The 18,127-nt window shown below is 71.4% G+C and carries 15 protein-coding genes; 8 read left to right on the plus strand and 7 right to left on the minus strand.

The genetic code is table 11. From position 1 onward, the window contains the following. Nucleotides 1–223: 223 nt before the first annotated feature. Nucleotides 224–457, minus strand: coding sequence for an encapsulin (locus AC07EQ_RS36205; protein ID WP_478392319.1), 234 nt, complete (start codon nucleotides 455–457; stop codon nucleotides 224–226). Between the two features lie 264 nt (nucleotides 458–721). Continuing rightward, nucleotides 722–1,996 carry an ATP-binding protein gene (locus AC07EQ_RS36210; RefSeq protein WP_478392320.1) on the minus strand — a complete coding sequence of 425 codons (1,275 nt, stop codon included), beginning with the start codon at nucleotides 1,994–1,996 and terminating at the stop codon, nucleotides 722–724. A 298-nt stretch (nucleotides 1,997–2,294) separates the two neighbouring features. On the opposite strand from AC07EQ_RS36210, the gene AC07EQ_RS36215 reads away from it, so the two are divergent. After that, complete coding sequence (locus AC07EQ_RS36215) at nucleotides 2,295–3,197, plus strand: LysR family transcriptional regulator (RefSeq protein ID WP_478392321.1); 903 nt, start codon at nucleotides 2,295–2,297, stop codon at nucleotides 3,195–3,197. Between the two features lie 3 nt (nucleotides 3,198–3,200). On the opposite strand, the gene fdhD is transcribed toward AC07EQ_RS36215, so the two are convergent. Together fdhD and AC07EQ_RS36225 are read right to left on the minus strand one after the other, a co-directional pair. Continuing rightward, the gene (gene fdhD / locus AC07EQ_RS36220) at nucleotides 3,201–4,034 is read right to left on the minus strand and encodes a formate dehydrogenase accessory sulfurtransferase FdhD (RefSeq protein ID WP_478392322.1); all 834 of its coding nucleotides are present in this window, start codon (nucleotides 4,032–4,034) and stop codon (nucleotides 3,201–3,203) included. Nucleotides 4,035–4,236: 202 nt separating this feature from the next. Further along, the gene (locus AC07EQ_RS36225) at nucleotides 4,237–6,522 is read right to left on the minus strand and encodes an FdhF/YdeP family oxidoreductase (RefSeq protein WP_478392323.1); all 2,286 of its coding nucleotides are present in this window, start codon (nucleotides 6,520–6,522) and stop codon (nucleotides 4,237–4,239) included. Nucleotides 6,523–6,803: 281 nt separating this feature from the next. Between AC07EQ_RS36225 and AC07EQ_RS36230 the strand changes: the two genes are divergently transcribed. Continuing rightward, complete coding sequence (locus tag AC07EQ_RS36230) at nucleotides 6,804–8,021, plus strand: molybdopterin molybdotransferase MoeA (protein ID WP_478392324.1); 1,218 nt, start codon at nucleotides 6,804–6,806, stop codon at nucleotides 8,019–8,021. Nucleotides 8,022–8,204: 183 nt separating this feature from the next. Here AC07EQ_RS36230 and AC07EQ_RS36235 read toward each other — a convergent pair whose 3' ends face one another. Continuing rightward, nucleotides 8,205–8,807: a PadR family transcriptional regulator gene (locus AC07EQ_RS36235; protein ID WP_478392325.1), complete on the minus strand. Its 603-nt coding sequence runs from the start codon at nucleotides 8,805–8,807 to the stop codon at nucleotides 8,205–8,207. 54 nt (nucleotides 8,808–8,861) lie between these two features. On the opposite strand from AC07EQ_RS36235, the gene AC07EQ_RS36240 reads away from it, so the two are divergent. Together AC07EQ_RS36240 and AC07EQ_RS36245 are read left to right on the plus strand one after the other, a co-directional pair. Beyond that, nucleotides 8,862–10,058: an FAD-dependent oxidoreductase gene (locus AC07EQ_RS36240; protein WP_478392326.1), complete on the plus strand. Its 1,197-nt coding sequence runs from the start codon at nucleotides 8,862–8,864 to the stop codon at nucleotides 10,056–10,058. Nucleotides 10,059–10,186: 128 nt separating this feature from the next. Continuing rightward, the gene (locus AC07EQ_RS36245) at nucleotides 10,187–11,122 is read left to right on the plus strand and encodes an alpha/beta hydrolase (protein WP_478392327.1); all 936 of its coding nucleotides are present in this window, start codon (nucleotides 10,187–10,189) and stop codon (nucleotides 11,120–11,122) included. Between the two features lie 8 nt (nucleotides 11,123–11,130). Here AC07EQ_RS36245 and AC07EQ_RS36250 read toward each other — a convergent pair whose 3' ends face one another. Next, complete coding sequence (locus AC07EQ_RS36250; protein WP_478392328.1) at nucleotides 11,131–11,859, minus strand: TioE family transcriptional regulator; 729 nt, start codon at nucleotides 11,857–11,859, stop codon at nucleotides 11,131–11,133. Nucleotides 11,860–12,336: 477 nt separating this feature from the next. Between AC07EQ_RS36250 and AC07EQ_RS36255 the strand changes: the two genes are divergently transcribed. Then, nucleotides 12,337–13,632: an MFS transporter gene (locus AC07EQ_RS36255; RefSeq protein WP_478392329.1), complete on the plus strand. Its 1,296-nt coding sequence runs from the start codon at nucleotides 12,337–12,339 to the stop codon at nucleotides 13,630–13,632. 96 nt (nucleotides 13,633–13,728) lie between these two features. Here the strand turns inward: AC07EQ_RS36255 and AC07EQ_RS36260 are convergent, their stop codons facing one another. Further along, nucleotides 13,729–14,499: an MBL fold metallo-hydrolase gene (locus AC07EQ_RS36260; protein ID WP_478392330.1), complete on the minus strand. Its 771-nt coding sequence runs from the start codon at nucleotides 14,497–14,499 to the stop codon at nucleotides 13,729–13,731. A gap of 227 nt (nucleotides 14,500–14,726) precedes the next feature. Between AC07EQ_RS36260 and AC07EQ_RS36265 the strand changes: the two genes are divergently transcribed. The 3 genes from AC07EQ_RS36265 to AC07EQ_RS36275 all read left to right on the plus strand — a co-directional run bounded on the left by AC07EQ_RS36265 (nucleotide 14,727) and on the right by AC07EQ_RS36275 (nucleotide 18,125). After that, complete coding sequence (locus tag AC07EQ_RS36265; protein WP_478392331.1) at nucleotides 14,727–15,638, plus strand: aminoglycoside phosphotransferase family protein; 912 nt, start codon at nucleotides 14,727–14,729, stop codon at nucleotides 15,636–15,638. 166 nt (nucleotides 15,639–15,804) lie between these two features. Beyond that, the gene (locus AC07EQ_RS36270) at nucleotides 15,805–16,230 is read left to right on the plus strand and encodes a DUF4913 domain-containing protein (RefSeq protein WP_478392332.1); all 426 of its coding nucleotides are present in this window, start codon (nucleotides 15,805–15,807) and stop codon (nucleotides 16,228–16,230) included. Then, nucleotides 16,227–18,125, plus strand: a complete 1,899-nt coding sequence (locus AC07EQ_RS36275) for an SEL1-like repeat protein (protein WP_478392333.1) — start codon at nucleotides 16,227–16,229, stop codon at nucleotides 18,123–18,125. The genes AC07EQ_RS36270 and AC07EQ_RS36275 overlap by 4 nt, the downstream gene beginning before the upstream one ends. Nucleotides 18,126–18,127: the final 2 nt, after the last annotated feature.

An 18,127-nucleotide genomic window follows, 5' to 3' on the forward strand; every position in this document is an offset into this window, starting at 1 on the left:
ATTGGGAAAGGGTGTTTCTTTGTCGGCGAAACCTTGTCTCTTGGGGGAGGGGTGGGGTGCTGTTTTCGCGCGAAAACGCCACCTACCGACCACCGGGACGAGCATGGACGGAGCCTTTCTGGAACCTTCTGAGTCGCCCTTGTCCATGCGGCAGACCGTGATCAACGCCGGCGGTTCAGGGCCGCCGGTGGCGTCCGTCCACAATGGCCGACGATCGGCGATTTCACCTGAAGGAATGAGAGCGTGCCGGGGACTCAGCTGGCCGGGACGGCGGACAGCGCGATCGCCGGCGCGGGCGTGTTGAGCGGGACGCGAAGCTCACCTCGAAGTACAGGTCGATTCCCCCGGCGCCGTGCGACCGGTACCCGATCGAAAGGTCCCGCCCGAGCAACAGGTCGTGGTCGCCGCCCCGAGGCGGCAGCAGGCAGCCGCCGCTGATCGAAGGCGCCCACACCACTCACCTCCAAGTGTCCGGCTCCAAGGGGAGATTTCTGAATCGGCTTTGCGTAGCGGTGCGGGCAGCGGCTCCTGCGGGATGCGGCCGAAACCGCATTCGACCGGCCTCGGTGCTACAGCGAGCTGTTCTGGATGTGGTGGCGCGGCGTCGTGGTCGGTCGGCGGGCTTCGAGGTGGTGAGGCGAACGGCCTGTTCACTTCACCTATCGGTACGAACGGGCCGTTCACTCCACACCCGCCAACGAGCAGGGTTCAAGAACAGCCGCTACAGCCGGGTGTGCGCGTCGATGTCGCGCTCGAACTCGGTGATGGCCTCCGCGGTGAGCGTGGGGCGGGTGTCCGCGATCGCCTGCAGGTACTCGTCGGTCGTTGCGAGGTCGCCGCGCTCGTGCAGCACGTCGCGCTCGAACGCGGTCTGCGCGCCCTGGCGCGCCGCGAACTCGATGTCCGCCGGGGTGAACAGCTCCGTCTGCTCCACCAGCAGGTCCAGGTCGACGTTGTCGCGCGCCGGGCCGAGGTAGCGCGACCAGATCGCCCGGCGCGCGGGCGGATCCGGCGGCCCCACCGGGATCAGGTAGTCGAACCGGCCGGGCCGCAGGAAGGCCGGGTCCAGCGAGCTCACCGAGTTGGTGGCGCACACCAGCAGGCGGTGGTCGTGCTCGCGGAAGCCCGGGATGAGCTTGAGCAGCTCGTTGGTCACGCCGTGCGCGGCGCCCACCGCCGGGCTGGAGCGGGTGCCGGCGATCTCCTCGACCTCGTCGATGAACAGCACCAGGTCGTCGAGCTCCTCCAGCTCCGCGAACACCTCCCGCAGGGAGGCCGCCAGCCCGTCCGGGGAGGACGCGGCGAGGCGGGACGGGAACAGCTCCACGAACGGCCAGTTCAGCCGGGAGGCGATCGCCTTGGCGAAGCTGGTCTTGCCGGTGCCCGGCGGCCCGAACAGGACGATCGCCTTGGGCGGCAGGACGCCGTGGCGCTCGGCCTGCTCGTGGTGGGAGATCGGCAGCACGACCCGGCGTTCGATGACATCCTTCTCCCGCCGCATGCCCGCCAGCGCGTCCCACCCGCCGGGCGGGAGGAGCCGGCCGCCGAGGTGTTCGAGGACGTCGAAGTCGGCGGGGTCGAGCTCCTGGACCTTCTCGAAGTAGGTCAGGTCGGTGCGGGGCCGGTAGCCGGAGTTCACCATCGCCCGGAAGCCCGCGGCCCCCTCCGACACCAGGCTGGCGATGCGGTGCACTCCCGCGCTGCGCAGTTTCTTCTCCAGCTCGGCCAGCAGCGCGCTGCCGATGCCGCGGTTGCGCCACCGGGCGTCGAGGGCGAACAGCGCCAGCCAGGCCCGGTCGCCCTCGACCTTCGCCGCCGCCATGCCGACGACGTCCTGCTGCACCACCGCGACCAGGGCCGGATGCCCGGCCCGCGCGAGCGACACCACCTCGGCGGCGGAGAACGCCGGCTCGCCGCCCTCCCTGCTCTGGTCCCAGATGTGGATCGCCTGGTCCAGGTCGTCGTCGTGGAAATCGCGCACCCGCCAAGTCGGCACGGCCCACCTCCCGGTCTTCCGCGCTGCGCGGCCGCGCCGGCCGCGAGCTTGTGTCGGGCAGTACGAGTCGGGAAATCCTGCGGTGCCGTGCCGCCTTCGCGCAGCGGCCGAATCGGCACCGGCAGAATTCTCCGCCGGGCATTTGGGGAAAGTCAAAGAGACATTTCCGATTTCGCGATAGGTCGCACCTATTTGCGTGCCGGGACTCCGTGTGCATGCGACGTCACGCGGTGTCGCAAGTCGGCTTTCGCGTTCCGGGATAGGATGTTCCGCGGCCCTCTGGCGTTAGGTGAACAAAATGCTCTTCCGGCAGCTCGAGTACTTGGTGGCATTGTCGCGCGAACGGCATTTCGTGCGCGCCGCGCAAGCGTGCTCCGTTTCGCAGCCGGCGCTGTCCGAGGCGATCCGGAAGCTGGAGGAGGAACTCGACGTCCCGCTGATCCGCCGCGAGCGCCGCTTCCAGGGCCTGACGCCGGAAGGCGAGCGCATCGTCCGCTGGGCCGAGAAGATCCTCGCCGACCGGGATTCGATGCGGCTGGAGGTGAGCGCCCTGCGCACCGGGCTGACCGGTCAGCTCTCGATCGGCGTCATCCCGACGGCCGCGCCCGCGGTGCCGCTGCTCACGGCGCGGTTCTGCGCGGAACACCCGCTCGCCCGCGTTCAGGTCATGGCCGACCTGCCCACCGACGAGATCTTCCGGCGGCTGCAGAACTTCGAGCTCGACGTCGCGATCGGCTACCTCGCCGGCGCCGAGGCGGCCGGCATGGTGAGCGTTGCGCTGTACCGGGAGCGGTACGTGCTGCTGACGTTCGCCGAGGGGGAGTTCGCCGCCCGCGAGTCGGTGACCTGGGCGGAGGCCGGGCGGGTGCCGCTGTGCCTGCTGACGCCGTCGATGCGCGGCCGCCGCACCCTGGACGGGGTCTTCGCCGAAGTCGGGATTTCGCCCGTCCCGCAACTGGAAACCGATTCGATCGCGGGGTTGTGCGCGCACGTCGCGATGGGGCGGTGGTCCAGCATCGTGCCCGCCCCGTTCGCCCGGGCCATCAGCGACACGGCCGGGGTGAAGGCCGTTCCGCTGGTGGCCCCGGACCACGAGGCGCGGGTCGGGCTGGTGACGACCGCGCGGGAGCCCGGATCGGTGATGGGCCGGGCGTTCATCGAGGTCGCGCGGTCGGTGGATGTGGCCGGAGCGCTGGAGTGAACCTCACGCCGGGTCCGGGCACAGCCGCTCGGCGCCGCTGTAGACGTTCATCGAGGTGCCGCGCAGGAAGCCGATGAGGGTCAGCCCGGCGTCCGCGGCCAGGTCCACGGCCAGCGAGGACGGTGCGGAGACGGCGGCCAGCGCGGGGATCCCGGCCATCACCGCCTTCTGCACCAGCTCGAAGGACGCCCGGCCGCTGACCATCAGGACGGAATCGCGAAGCGGCAGCCGGCCCGCGCGCAGGGCGTCGCCGACGACCTTGTCCACCGCGTTGTGCCGCCCGACGTCTTCGCGCAGGCACGTGAGCCGGCCGTCGGCGGTGAACAGCCCGGCTGCGTGCAGGCCGCCGGTGCTGTCGAACACCCGCTGGGCTTCCCGCAGCCGGTCGGGGAGGACGGCCAGCGTCGACGGCTCGATCCGCAGCGAGTCCTCGCCGAGGGGCCAGGCCGTCGTGGTGCGCACCGCTTCCAGGCTCGCCTTGCCGCACAGCCCGCAGGACGACGTGGTGTAGAAGTTCCGCTCCAGCGACGCATCCGGCGGCGCGACACCGGGAGCGAGGGCGACGTCGACGACGTTGTAGGTGTTGCCGCCGTCGGAGGTGGCGCCCGCGCAGTAGCGGATCGCGGCCACGTCGTCGGCCGAGTCGACGACGCCCTCGCTGACCAGGAATCCGACGGCGAGGTCGAAGTCGTGCCCCGGGGTGCGCATGGTGACGGTGAGCGGGCGGCCGCCGACCCGGATCTCCATCGGCTCCTCGGCGGTCAGGGTGTCCGGTCGCTGCGATCGCACCCCGTCGCGGATGCGCAGCACCGGCCGTCGCACGGTCACTCGGCCCATCGTTGCGTCCTTTCCTGGAGGTCACCGGGGATCCGGTGGGGTAGGTGGCTTCGGGACACCGCGGCCGCGGCCGGCATCCAACTGGACGCGGTGCGGTAGGTCGTCATGCCGGGTCGGCCCTTCTGGTTCGCGTGCGGAGGCGATCCCGGCACGACGTGGTGTCCACATCAGACGATCCGATGTGGACGTTCCGGCGGTGGCGTCAGGAGCGGGGTTCCAGCCGGACCACGATTCCCTTCGAGGTGGGCGTGTTGCTGAAGTCGGCCACGCTGTCCAGCGGCACGAGGACGTTGGTCTCCGGGTAGTACGCGGCGGCGGAGCCGGGCGTCGTCGGGTACGCGACCACGCGGAAGTCGCGCGCCCGTCGCTCGACGCCGTCGTGCCACACGCTTACCAGGTCCACGGCAGCGCGGTCGGCGAGCCCGAGCGCGTCCAGGTCGACGGGGTTGACGAGCACGACCCGGCGGGCGTTGTGGATGCCCCGGTAGCGGTCGTTCGGCGCGTACGGGATGGTGTTCCACTGGTCGTGCGAGCGCAACGACTGCAGCACCAGGTGCCCTTCGGGCGCGCTCAGCATCTCGAACTCGTTGCGGGTGAAGACCGCCTTGCCGCTGGGCGTGCGGAAGACCCCGCTGTTCACCGGGTTCGGCAGCGCGAACCCGCCCGGCTTCGCCACCCGCGCGTTGAAGTCCTCGAACCCCGGCACCACCCGCGAGATCCGGTCCCGGATCGTGCCGTAGTCCGCCTCGAACTCCTCCCACGGGATGTCGGGATCCGCGCCGAGCGTCAGCCGCGCCAGGCGGCCGAGGATCGCGACCTCGCTGAGCAGCATCTCCGAGGCCGGCTCCAGGCGGCCGCGCGAGGCGTGCACCACGCTCATCGAATCCTCGACGGTGACGAACTGCTCCCCGCCGGCCTGGACGTCCCGGTCGCTGCGCCCGAGCGTCGGCAGGATCAGCGCGGTCTCGCCGCACACCGCGTGGGAGCGGTTCAGCTTGGTCGAGATGTGCGCGGTCAGCCGGCACCGGCGCATCGCCCGCTCGGTGATCTCGCTGTCCGGCGTGGCCCGCACGAAGTTCCCGGCGACGCCGAGGAAGAACCTGGCCCGGCCGTCGAGCATGGCCCGGATGGAATCCACCGAGTCCCAGCCGTGCTCGGCGGGCGGGGTGAAGCCGAACTCCCGCTCCAGCGCGTCCAGGAAGGACTGCGGCATCTGCTCCCAGATGCCCATGGTGCGGTCGCCCTGCACGTTGCTGTGCCCGCGCACCGGGCAGACCCCGGCCCCCGGTTTGCCGATGTTCCCGCGCAGCAGCAGGAAGTTGACGACCTCGCGGATGGTGGGGACGCCGTGCTTCTGCTGCGTCAGGCCCATCGCCCAGCAGACGATGACGCTCCTGCTGGCCAGCACCCGGTCGAGCACCTGCTCGATCTCCTCGCGGGACAGCCCGGTGGCGGCGCGGATCTCGTCCCACGAGATCTGGCGGGCCTGCTCGGCGAACTCCTCGAAGCCGGTGGTGTGCGCGCGGATGAACTCGTGGTCGAGCACGGTGCCCGGGGCGGCGTCCTCGGCCTCCAGCAGCAGCCGGTTCAGCGCCTTGAACAGCGCGAGGTCGCCGCCGGGGCGGATCTGCAGGAACTGGTCGGCGATGGCGGTGCCGCGGCCGACGATCCCGCGGGCGTTCTGCGGGTTCTTGAACCGGATCAGCCCGGCCTCGGGCAACGGGTTCACGGCGACGACCTGCCCGCCGTGCCGCTTGGTCTCCTCCAGCGCGGACAGCATCCGCGGGTGGTTGGTGCCGGGGTTCTGGCCGACGACGAAGATCAGGTCGGACTCGTGGATGTCGTCCAGGCTCACGCTGCCCTTGCCGATGCCCAGCGTCTGCTGCAGCGCGAAACCGCTGGACTCGTGGCACATGTTGCTGCAGTCGGGCAGGTTGTTCGTGCCGAACGCCCGCGCGAACAGCTGCAGCAGGAACGCGGCCTCGTTGTTGAGCCGGCCCGAGGTGTAGAACAGCGCCTCGTCCGGGGAGTCCAGCGCGCGCAGCTCGCCGGCGAGCAGGCCGAGGGCGTCGTCCCAGGTGATCGGCTCGTAGTGGTCCGATCCGGGCCGCTTGACCATCGGCTCGGTGAGCCTGCCCTGCTGGTTGAGCCAGTAGTCGGACTTGCGGGCGAGCTCGGAGACCGGGTGCCGGCGGAAGAAGTCGGCGGTGACCCGGCGCGACGTCGCCTCGTCGTTGACGTGCTTGGCGCCGTTCTCGCAGTACTCGTTGAGGTGCCGCTGCTTCGGGCCGGGTTCCGGCCACGCGCAGCCGGGGCAGTCGATTCCCTTGGCCTGGTTGAGGTTCAGCAGCGTCAGCATGGTCCGCCGGACCGAGGTCTGGCCCAGCGAGTACTCCACGGCGTGCGCCACCGCGGGCAGTCCCGCCGCCCAGGTCTTGGGCGGGGTGACCGAGAGGGCGTCCTCGCCGGGATCTTCGATCTTGCTCATGTCGTGGCCAGCCCCTCGTTCGCTTCCGAATTCCGCCGCGCTTTTCAAGCGTTCGGTACCGGCCGGAGAAAGTCAAAGAGGGAGCGGCGATGATCTGATAGGCGCCGTTTATCGACTCCGGCCCGGCCGGTGATGGGCATTGCCCATCGGCTGGTGGGGGACTCCGCTTTGACCATTCGGGCCCGATATCGGAAACTGATGGGCGACCGGGATTTCCGCATCGCCGAGAATTGCGAACAGCACGAGGCGTTCCGTCGGCGGTGCACCGGGCGGGGAATCAGATGAATCTCGTTGCACGAATCGGTGCCGAGGCGCCCGCGAAGAGCTGGGCGCAGGCGCGGGACACCGCCATGGACGCCGCCGGGGAGCCGCTGCCCGCGGTTGCGCGCGAGCTCGCCGACGCGCTCGGCCACGCCCTCGCCGAACCGCTGGTCGCGCTCACCGACCTGCCGCCGTTCGACACGTCCGCAATGGACGGTTGGGCCGTGGCGGGGCCGGGACCGTGGCGGCTCGGCGGCACCGGCGTGCGGGCCGGCGGGCGGCCGGAACCGCTGGCGGAGGGCACCGCCGTGAGCATCGCGACCGGCGCCGAGCTGCCACCCGGCCCGATCGCGGTGCTGCGCAGCGAGCACGGCGAGGTGGAGCGGTCGGCCCGGATCCTGTTCGACCGCGCGCCGAGCCCGCCCACCCCGGGCCGCGATGTCCGGCCCCGGGGTCAGGAATGCCGCTCGGGCGAGCCGCTGCTGCCGGCCGGTACGACGGTCACGCCCGCCGTGCTGGGCCTGGCCGCGGCGGCCGGGTACGACCGGCTCGTCGTCCACCGGCGCCCGACGGTGGAGGTGCTGGTCCTCGGTGACGAACTGCTGGACTCCGGCCTGCCCGGCCGCGGCGCGGTCCGCGACGCGCTGAGCCCGCTGCTGCCGCCGATGCTGCAGTGCGGCGGCGACGTGATCGGCCGGCGCCGGATCGCCGACGACTTCGAGCTGCTGCACGACGCGATCCGGCACTCACCGGCCGACGTCGTGGTCACCACCGGCAGCACCGCCGCTGGTCCGGTCGACTTCCTGCACGCAGTGCTCGCCGAGACCGGCGCCCGGCTGCTGGTCGACTCCGTCGCCGTGCGGCCAGGTCATCCGATGCTGCTCGCCGGGCTTCCGCCGGCCGCGGACGGGCGCACCCGCCGGCTCGTCGGGCTCCCTGGCAACCCGCTCGCGGCCGTCGCGGGAACGGTGACGCTGGCCTTGCCGCTGCTGCGCCGCCTGAGCGGTCGGCCGGATGCGGAGCCGCGACGCGTCGAAGTCTCGGTCGAGCTGCCCGGACATCCGCGAAGCGCCAGGCTGCTGCCGGTGCTGCTCCGCGAGAACACGGTCGCGCCGCTTCCCTTCGACGGTCCCGCGATGCTGCGCGGCCTCGCGCTCGCCGACGGCCTCGCGGTGGTCCCGCCCGGCGGTCTGCCCAACGGCTCCACTGTGGACGTGCTGGAGGTGCCGCGACCGTGATCACCCGGCGGGCCGCGACGCCTCCACGGTGACCTCGAGGGGCCCGCCGTGGGCGCTCGGTGAACTCGACGTCGACGGACTTCTGCTCCTCCAGCATGGCCTTCGCCAGGCCGCGGACCAGCGCCATGGATCATGGACACCGTTCGCCCATGTCAGTCCAGTCGGGACTTCGGCCCCGATCGGCTAGGCGAGCTTCTCGGCCACCGCGCGGATCCATTCCTCCGACCACGTGAGCTCGCCCGACCGGAGCGCCGCCAGCACGTCCTCGATCCACTTCAACTCCGCCTCGCGGACCGCGATCGAGTATTCCTCGTCCAGGAGGAAGAGCCGCGGCAGCTCCGGCGCGGCCCGGAGGGCCTCGCGGTCGGCCGCCAGCGCGGTGGCCAGGTCGGTCGCCCGTTTCGCCAGCCCGGCCGTCACGTCCTCCGGAGTCAGGACCATGAGGGTGGCGAGCGCGGCCGGGAACTCCGGGAACTCGCGGGCCGGGCTCGCGAGCATCTCGGCGGTCCAGGTGCGCAGTGCTTCTCGGCCGGCATCGGTGATCTCGTAAACCGTGCGTTCCGGCCTGCGCTCGTCGCGGGCGGTCTCCCGGACGGCGATGAGCTCGGCGCGCAGCAGGCGGTCGATCGTCTGGTAGACGCTGTTGCGTTGCGCCACGTTCGCGATCCGGTCCTTGCCGCGCTCCTTGATCATCTCGCGCATCCGGTACGGGTGCATCGGCTCCTCCGCCAGCAGGGAAAGCAGCACGAGTGCCAGCACGGACCGCCGATGGATGCTCCTCGCCATGGGACAGACCTTAGTACCCCTTGCCCGAAGAGTCATTCTATATATAGTCATAATATGACTAAAACGAAGGCATTGATCATCGTCGGCGGCGTAGCAGGGCCGGTCACGGCGATGGCGCTCCAGAAGTCCGGCCTCGACGCGACCGTCTACGAGGCGTACGACCGCGGCGCGGATGGCGTCGGCGCGTTCCTGACCCTGGCGGTCAACGGCCTCGCGGCGCTCGGCACGCTCGACCTGCACGCGATCGTGCGCGACAAGGGGTTCGCGACCACGAAGATGTCCATCGGCATGGGCGGGAAGAGATCGATGGCCGAGTTCGGCTTCGGCGCAGCGCTACCCGACGGAACCGGCACGCAGACCATCACGCGCGCCGCGCTCTACAGCTCGCTGCGGGACGAGGCCGTGCGGCGCGGCATACCGATCGAGTACGGCAAGCGGCTGGTGGCCGCGACGCCGGCAAGGGATGGCGTGACCGCCACCTTCGCCGACGGCGGCACCGCGCACGCCGACCTGCTCATCGGCGGCGACGGCCTGCGCTCGACCGTCCGCACCATCATCGACCCGAACGCACCGGCGCCGAGGTACGTACCGCTGCTCAACACCGGCGGCTATGCCAAAGGACTGCGGCTCGACGCCGAGCCCGGCGAGATGCACATGGTCTTCGGGCGTGGCTGCTTCTACTGCTACCTCGTCCACCCCGGCGGCGACGTGTGGTGGTTCGCCAACCCGCGCCAGCCGAAGGAGCTGCCGAAGGAAGAGCTGGCCGCCGTCAGCGAGGACCGGTGGCGTGCCAAACTGCTCGACCTGTTCACCGAGGACGACGGCCCCGCCCGCGACCTCGTCACCGCGAGCGACGAGCTCTTCGCGGGCTGGAACACCTACGACTTCCCGAAGGTGCCGACCTGGCACCGCGACCGGATGATCATCATCGGCGACGCGGCGCACGCCACCTCGCCCGCATCGGGCCAGGGGGCGTCGATGGCGATCGAAGACGCGGTCACGCTCGCGAAGTGCCTGCGCGACGCGGACGGCGTGCCCGCCGCCTTCACCGCGTACGAGTCACTGCGCCGTGCCCGGGTGGAACGTGTTGTAGCGCAAGGGAAGCGCAACGGCGACGGCAAGACGCTCGGCCCCGTGATGCGGCACGTGCTGCCGCTGATCTTCAAACTGCGCAAGCCGAACCCGGAGTCCATGGACTGGATGTACGGTCACCGCATCGACTGGGACTCGCCGGCGACGGCCGCGCGGTGACCCCGGCAGTCCCAGCGAGCTGGTGCGCGAGCCGGGGCGTGCCGCGGACGGCGCTCGACTGATCCTTGACGCGAATCCGCAAGTATGTGTGGACAAAACGCCGCCGGGCGGAATCTGGGAGGAGAGGCATGGAGATCGGGCTGAAACGGCTGATCGACGAGGATCTGGCCGCGCACGTCGAGGAGAGCAGGCAGTTCAACGCCGCCTCACGGGCCGCCGCCGCCGACCAACCGATGCCCGATCCGGCCACACCCGAGGGCCTGCGGCAGATCCGCGAGCGGCTGGCCTCCACCGCCCAGTCCGGCGGCAAGGCCGTCGACCGCATCGCCGAGGCCGGCGGGTGCCAGGTCCCGGTGCGCATCACCGTCCCCGAGGGAGGCGAGATCCGGGGAGCCTTCCTCGACATCCACGGCGGGGGCTTCTACCTCGGATCGGCGGCCTGGGGCGATGACCGCAATGCCCGCCTGGCGGAGGCCCTCGGGGTGGCCGTGGTGAGCGTCGACTACCGGCTGGCGCCCGAGCACCCGTGGCCCGCGGCTCCCGACGACTGCGAAACCGCCGCCCGATGGCTCGTGGAGCACGCCCAATCCCTGTTCGGCACGGGGAAACTGGTGATCGGCGGAGCGTCGGCGGGAGCCAACCTGGCCGTGGTCACCCTGCTCCGCCTGCGGGCCCTGGGTCTGGCCGAGCGGTTCGCCGGTGCGGCCCTGCTGCACGGGGCCTACGACCTGAGCGGGCGATCTCCGGGCGGGCGGCTGATCGCCGACGAGTTCTTCGTCCAGGCGTACGCGGGTCACGTCGCCGACCGGACCGATCCCGACATCTCCCCGCTCTACGGCGATCTCGTCGGCCTGCCACCGGCCCTGCTGGTCGTGGGCGGCCTGGACACCGCCCTCGAGGACAACCTGGCGATGGCGGCCCGGCTCTCCGCCGCGGGCGGCGACGTGGACGTCCGGGTGTACCCCGAGTCCGGGCCAGGCTTCATCTCCTTCCCGACCGCGATGGCCGCTGCCGCCGTGCGGGATGTCGAGTCGTGGCTCGGTGGCCGGCTGGCCGAGGAGTAGGCCGTGCCTCAGGAAGAGGGCCGGGATTCGTCGAGCAAACCCAGGTAGCGGCTGAGGTGAGTGGCCGCGTCGAGCATGGCGCGGCCCTGCGCCGTGAGCTTCCGCTGCCAGTCGGCCAGGGCGCGGGACAGCGCCTCGGTGCCGCCGGCGGTCCGGATCTGCTGGACCACGGTGGAGATGTGCTCCAGCGGGTAGCCACCGCGCCGGAGCAGGTGGGCGAGCTCGGCGTCGCGGATGTCGCCCGCGCGGTAGCGGCGGTATCCGGTGGCCGGGTCTCGCGCGGGGACGAGGATGCCGGCGTCCTCCCAGTTGCGCAGGGTCGCGGGCGTGACGCGGAGCCGGTGCGCGAGTTCGCCGATGTTCAGCGGCACGGCGGCTTCCGGCCGGTCTGGGTCGGCATCGGGCTCCACCGTCAGGTGATCCACCGCTTTCCGCACCGCATCGAGGGTTTCGCGGTCGCGGAGCAGCTGGCCGTGGCCGCGATCGATGATCAGCAGGGCGTTGTCGAGCGCGTCGTCGTGGAGCGCGTTCATGATCCGGCCGCTGGCCGCGTGGCCGTACGCCGAGACGAGGGCGAGGTAGGCGCGCAGGGCCGCCGCGTGCACCTCGGTGCAGACCCGGTAGCCGCTGTGCGTGCGCTCGGCGGGCGGGAGGTACCCGTCCCGCTCGTAGTTGCGCACCGCCTGGGTCGAGATGCCGTGCTCGCGCGCGAGGTCGGCTGGTCGCAAGTTTCTCACCGATTTGAGACTTTACCGCATGAATCCGTGCCCAGTGCTTCGAAAGTATCAACAGAGCTTTCAAAGATACGGTTCAGGCATCTGAGTCAGGACAGCAACGACTTCGGGACCCCGCCGGGTGACCTGCTGGCCTACGGCGAGCCGACGCACCTCGGAGAGCCCGAGCCGGACACCTGCGAAGGCCTCCTGCAGGGCCGCATCACCACCTGGGGCTGACGAAGGCCAGGCCCGCACGCGCACCGGCGCCAAGGCGGAGCAGCGCTACTTCCCCCTCGATGAGGCGATCCTCGGTGCGGCTGACGCGATCTTGCGCATCGCCGACGGCGCGATCCCGGAGTGACGTGACCGGAGCTGCGGGTGGCGGGCAGGGCTGTCGCCCGCGCTCCAGTGCTGCCGTTCGCGGGATTGCCGTGCGATGATCCACGTCGCTACTATCCACCAAAACGGTTTTGATGGTTACGTCGAGGTGCGTTTGAGATGACCGACCGACTCGCCGAGCACGCGCCCCCGGACGTGGCGGCGGCGCCCCGCGATCGCAGTGCGCACAACACGCTGGTCCTGGTGGTGTTCACCGCGATCACCAACCTGGCCGACGGCGTGATCAAGATGGCGTTGCCGCTGATCGCGACGACGCTGACGGCCTCGCCCGCCGCGGTGGCGGCGGTGTCGATGACACTGACGCTTCCGTGGCTGCTGACGGCGCTGCACGTGGGCGTGCTGGTCGACCGGTTCGACCGCCGGAAGCTGTTGTGGCTGGCCAACTCGCTGCGCCTGCTGACGCTCGCCGCGCTGCTGTTCGCCCGGTTCGCCGGCGCGATCAGCTTGCCCCTGCTGCTGGTCGGCGGGGCGGTGCTGGGCATCGCGGAAGTGGTCGCGCTGACCTCGGCGATGGCACTGACGCCGACGGCGGTCGGCCCGCGCTGGCGGGAACGGGCCAACGCCTGGATCACCGGCGCGGAAACGGTCTGCAACGAGTTCTGCGGCCCGTTCGTCGGCGGCCTGCTGCTCGCCGCCGGAAGCGCCTTCGCACTCGGCGCCACCGCCGCCGGGTACGTGCTGGGCACGGTCTTGCTGGTGTTGCTCGTCGGCCGGTTCCGCCTGCCGCGGACGGCCGGGCGGGCACCGGCGAGCGTGAGCCGCCAGATCGGCAGCGGCCTGCGGCACCTGTGGCGGCAGCGCCTGCTGCGGCTGATGGCCCTGGTCCTGACCGTGCTGTGCTCCTGCTGGGGAGCGTGGCTGGCGCTGATGCCGCTGATGGCGACCACGGTGCTGCGCCTGGACGCCCGCGAGTACGGGGTGCTGCTGAGCGCGCTCGGCATCGGCGGCCTGGTCGGCGCGCTGACGGTCACCGCGGTGAACCGGCTCATCGGCCGCCGGTGGGCACTGTTCGCCGACCTCGTCGGCACGCTGGCGATGGTGGCGGCGCCGGTGCTGACCACGGAGTTGTGGATCTTGGCGGTGGGCGCGTTCCTGGGCGGCATGGGCGGCACGCTGTGGGCGGTCAACGCGCGCACCATCGCGCAGTACCTGGTCGATCCGGAGATGATGGGCCGCTACAGCGCGGCGGCGCGGCTGTTCAGCTGGGGCGCGATGCCGGTCGGCGCCGGAGTGGGCGGGCTGCTCGCGGAGTTCGCCGGCATGCGCGCGGCCTTCGCCGTGTTCGTCCTGGCGGTCCTGATCGCCATGCCGGTGTTCCTGCGCTCGGTGACCCCGCAGGTCCTGGCCGGCGTCGAGGAGGCCAAGCGGCGCCAACTCGCGGAAGTCGTTGCCTGACAAGCGGAACGAGGCCTCGGATCCGCAATTTCCATTGAAATTGGACCTTCGATTTCAATGGAAATTGCGGACCGCGCTGTGCCGCGGGAGGTTCGGTCAGATGGTGTAGGTGGTGCCCGCGTGGACGACCTCCACCGGGCCGTCGAAGGCGTCGCGCGCTTCCCGGGCCAGCGCGTCCTGATCGGTCCACGGCGAGTAGTGGGTGAGCAGCAGCCGGCGGGCCCCGGCCGAGGCCGCCGCGGCGCCGGCCTGCTTGCCGGACAGGTGCATTCCGGTGGGCTGGTCGGGGAAGTCGAGCCAGGACGCCTCGGACAGCAGCACGTCGGCTCCCTCCGCGAGCTTGGTGATCCCGTCGCTGGGACCGGTGTCGCCGGTGAAGGCGAACACCCGGCCCTCCGCCTCGATGCGCAGGCCCCAGGTCGGGCACAGGTGGTCCACCGCGAACGCCCGGATCTCGAACGCCCCGATGCGGACCGGTTCGACCGGCGGTTCCCGGAACTCGAAGACGTCCGACAGGTCGGTCTCGGCGAGCTCCGCCGCGCTCGGCGCGAACAGGGCGGCCAGCCTGCTCGGTGCTTCCGGCGGCGCGTAGACGGGCATGCGGTGCTGCTTCGGGTCGTAAGGCTGGTTCGGCCGGTACCGCAGGTACACCACCAGCGGGGCGAAGTCCGCGCAGTGGTCGGGATGCAGGTGCGTCAGGAACAGGGCGTTGATGTCGAACGGGTCGATCCACTTCTGCAGCGGCCCCAGCGTTCCGTTCCCCAGGTCGATCACGATCCGGCTGTCGCCGGAACTCAGCAGGTATCCGGACGACTGCGATTCCGGCGACGGTGCGCTGCCGGAACAGCCGACGACGGTCAACTCCACGGGATCACCTCACGAGCGGTTCCGCGCCGACGACCGGCGCATCGGTCGACCGGCCGCGGCGCCGGGCGAAGTGGCTGGTGCGGCCAGGAATTCACGGCGCTGAGTATCGGATTCGGCGCGGCCCGCCGCCCGCCGAGAACCCGAACGGTCGACGCCCGCGCGCGCCCCGGTCGTGGCGGCCAGGGCCCCCGTTCGGGCGCGGTGGCGGCCTGCGCGATGATCGGCAGGTGGATGCCAATGCCCCGGACGGCCGAGCCGGTATCGACGCCGCCCTCGTGGCACGTCTCATCGACGCGCAGTTCCCGCAGTGGAGCGGCCTGCCCGTGACGCCGGTGGAGGTCGACGGCTGGGACAACCGGACCTACCGGCTCGGCGCGGACATGACGGTGCGGCTGCCCACCGCCGCCGGCTACGTCCCCGCGATCGCCAAGGAAACCCGCTGGCTGCCGCGGCTGGCGCCGTCGTTGCCGGTCGCCGTGCCGCCGATCCTGGCCGAAGGCGCCCCGGGCGAGGGCTACCCGTTCCCGTGGTCGGTGCGCGGATGGTTGCCCGGTGAAACAGCCGATCGGGGCCGCATCGACGACATGCCGCGGTTCGCCGCTTCGCTGGCGGAGTTCATCAAGGCCCTCCAGCGCTGCGACGCCACCGGAGGCCCGCTCGCCGGAGCCCACAGCTTCTACCGGGGTGCTCCGGTGCGCCACTACGACGAGGAAACCCGCCGCTGCCTGGCGATCCTCGACGAGCGCGTCGACTCGGCCCGGGCCGCCGCCGTCTGGGACACCGCCCTGGCGACCGAATGGCGCGACGAGCCCGTCTGGTTCCACGGCGACATCGCCCACGGGAACCTGCTGGTGGACAACGGGAATCTCGCGGCCGTGATCGACTTCGGGACCTCGGGCACCGGCGACCCGGCCAGCGACCTGGTGATCGCGTGGACGTTCTTCTCCGGCGAGAGCCGCCGGACGTTCCGCGACGCGGTCGGTCACGACGATGCGACCTGGGCGCGCGCCAGGGGCTGGGCCCTGTGGAAGGCCCTGCTGACGCTCACGGGGTGCATCGACGAGGACCCGGTAGAGGCCGCCGTCCAACGGCTCGTGATCGACGAAGTCCTCGCCGACCACGACCTCTTCGGCGGCTGACCGTCCCTTGTGGACTGCGATGGGCAGCCCGCGAACACCGGGCATGATCTGCGGATCGCCACCGCCGTGCGGTTCTAGCGGGTAGGTTGCGGTGGGTGGTGCGTGCGGTCCAGGTGATTCGTCCACCGTTGCAACACCCGGTGTTCGCAGAGCCGCGGAGGGAAAGGTGGCCGAAGACATGCGCCCGGCCGACGATGCCGTTCTCACGGAAGAGGAACAGGACGTCGTCGACGCCGCGGCCGAGCACGGCGAGAAGCCGCAGCCGGTCTTCCGCAACGTCGAGGAGTTCGTCGTCTACCGGTTCCTGCCGATGTACTGCCGACCGCTGGGCGACTACCGGTGGTGCGCGCAGTGGTGGAAGCATTCCGAGGCCGTCTCGCGGTTCCACGCGCTGTGGCACGCCTGGGAGGTGCTGCGGTACGAACCGGGGACGGGCATGGCCGTGTGGTACCGCGATCATCTCGATCCGCACCTGGGGGTCCTGCTCTCCAGCAAGGGCCCGTTCAGCGCGTGCAGCCCGGAGCACCACCAGGATCCCGTGCCGCTGCCTTCCGTTCCGGCTCCCGAGGGCTGGTTCGAGGACGAGTGGTGAAGAACGAGTACCGCAACCAAGCGCGCGATGTGCACGGCAACGTCGTGCAGGTCGGCGTGCACTACGGCGACATCGTGATCAACGGTGGCGGCCGGCCGGTGTCCTCGCCCGCTGAGCTGCCGCTGACCGGGGAATGCGATCCGTTCCTCGCCGGGGTGCACCGCGCTCGCCTGGACCGGGACGGCGGCGTCCTGCCGCCCTACGTCGCGCGGGACGCCGACGGGGAGTTGCGGACGCGGGTCGGCGAGGCCGGCGAGAACGGTGGGCTGGTGCTGGTCGTGGGCCCGTCCACGGTGGGGAAGACGCGGGCGGCGTTGGAGGCGGTCCGGCGGGTCCTGCCCGGGCACCGGATCCTCGCGCCGGACCCGGGATCCGACCTGCGACGACTTCCCGAGCTGGTGGACCCGAAAACGCCGCAGTGGGTGCTGTGGCTCGACGACCTCGAAGGGCACCTGGGCGGCGCCGGGTTGAGCCCGGAGCTGCTCGACTGGCTCACCCGTTCCCGGATACCCGTGGTCGCCACCATGCGGTCGCGCTTCTACCGCGAGCTCCGGTCCGGGCCGCGGCGGGGCGATCTGCGGCGCGGCGAGCACCTGCTGGGCATGCGGGTGCTGAACTCGGTGCAGCCCGTCCTGCTGGAGCGCGCCTGGTCCGACGGTGAGTTGGCGCGCGCGGCCGCCACCGGCGACGACCGCCTGCGGGAGGCGCGCGCCCGGTTCGGCGATTTCGGCGTCACCGAGTACCTCGCGGCCGGTCCGGAGCTGCTGACGGCGTGGCGCGAGGCGCGGATTCCCACTGCCGATGCGGGACATCCCCGCGGCCACGCCCTGGTCGCCGCGGCGGTCGACCTGGCCCGGACCGGGCTGACCTCGCCGGTTCCGCGGCAGCTGCTGGACGAACTGCACACCGGCTACCTGCTGGACGCCGCCCTGCTGCGCCCGGAAAGCCTGGGCGAGGCGTGGGAATGGGCGATCGAGCAGCGGCTCGGGGTCGCCAGCCTGCTCGTCCCGGGTGACGTCGAGCAGACGACGTGGCGGGCCTTCGACTACCTCGCCGATGCCGCGGACGCGAGCGTCGCCGACGTGCCCGACGCTGTGTGGCGCGGTGCCCTCGACCACGCTTCCGACGACGAGCGCTGGATGATCGGGCGCGCCGCCTACGACGCGAATCGGTGGGACGTGGCCGAATTCGCGTGGTGGCCGCTGGCGGAGCGGGGCGAGAGCCGCGCGATGAACAACCTCGGCATCCTGCTCGAGAACCGCGGCGATCACGAGGCCGCAGCGAAGTGGATCGACCGGGCGGCCGACGCCGAGAGCGACGTGGCGATGTTCAAGGTCGCGATGCGGCTGCGGCGGGAGAGCCCGGGGCGGTTCAGCCTCGTCAGCGCCGAATACTGGCTGCGCCGGGCGGCCGAGTCCGGCCACGTTCCCGCCATGTACGAGCTGGCGCGCGTCCTCGATTCCGGTGCCTCCACGTCGAAAGCCTTCTCCATGCTCTCGCCGGGATGGGCGGAGGAGCGGCTGGCCGAGACCGAGATGTGGTTCCGGCGGGCGGCCGAGGCGGGCGACTCCCGGGCCGCCGCGGGCCTGTCGGAACTGCTGCTCGACGCGGGTCGGCTCGACGAGGCCGAGACGTGGTTCCAGCGGTTCGCGGACGCGGGGGACCCGGACGGCTTGTACCGGCTCGCGGTCGTGGCCATGCGCCGCGGCGATTCGCACGCGGTGGAATCGGCGCTGCGCGATGCCGCCGGCGCGGGGCACGCGCGGGCCGGTTACGAACTCGCCGGGCTGCTCCGGGGGCGCGGCCGGCTCGACGAAGCGGATCGCCTGACCACCAGGGCGATCCGGCACGAAACCCGCGCGGTGAGCGACTCGATCTCCGCGCACATCCGCTGACC

This window comes from Saccharopolyspora sp. NPDC045839 (genome assembly GCF_056431645.1).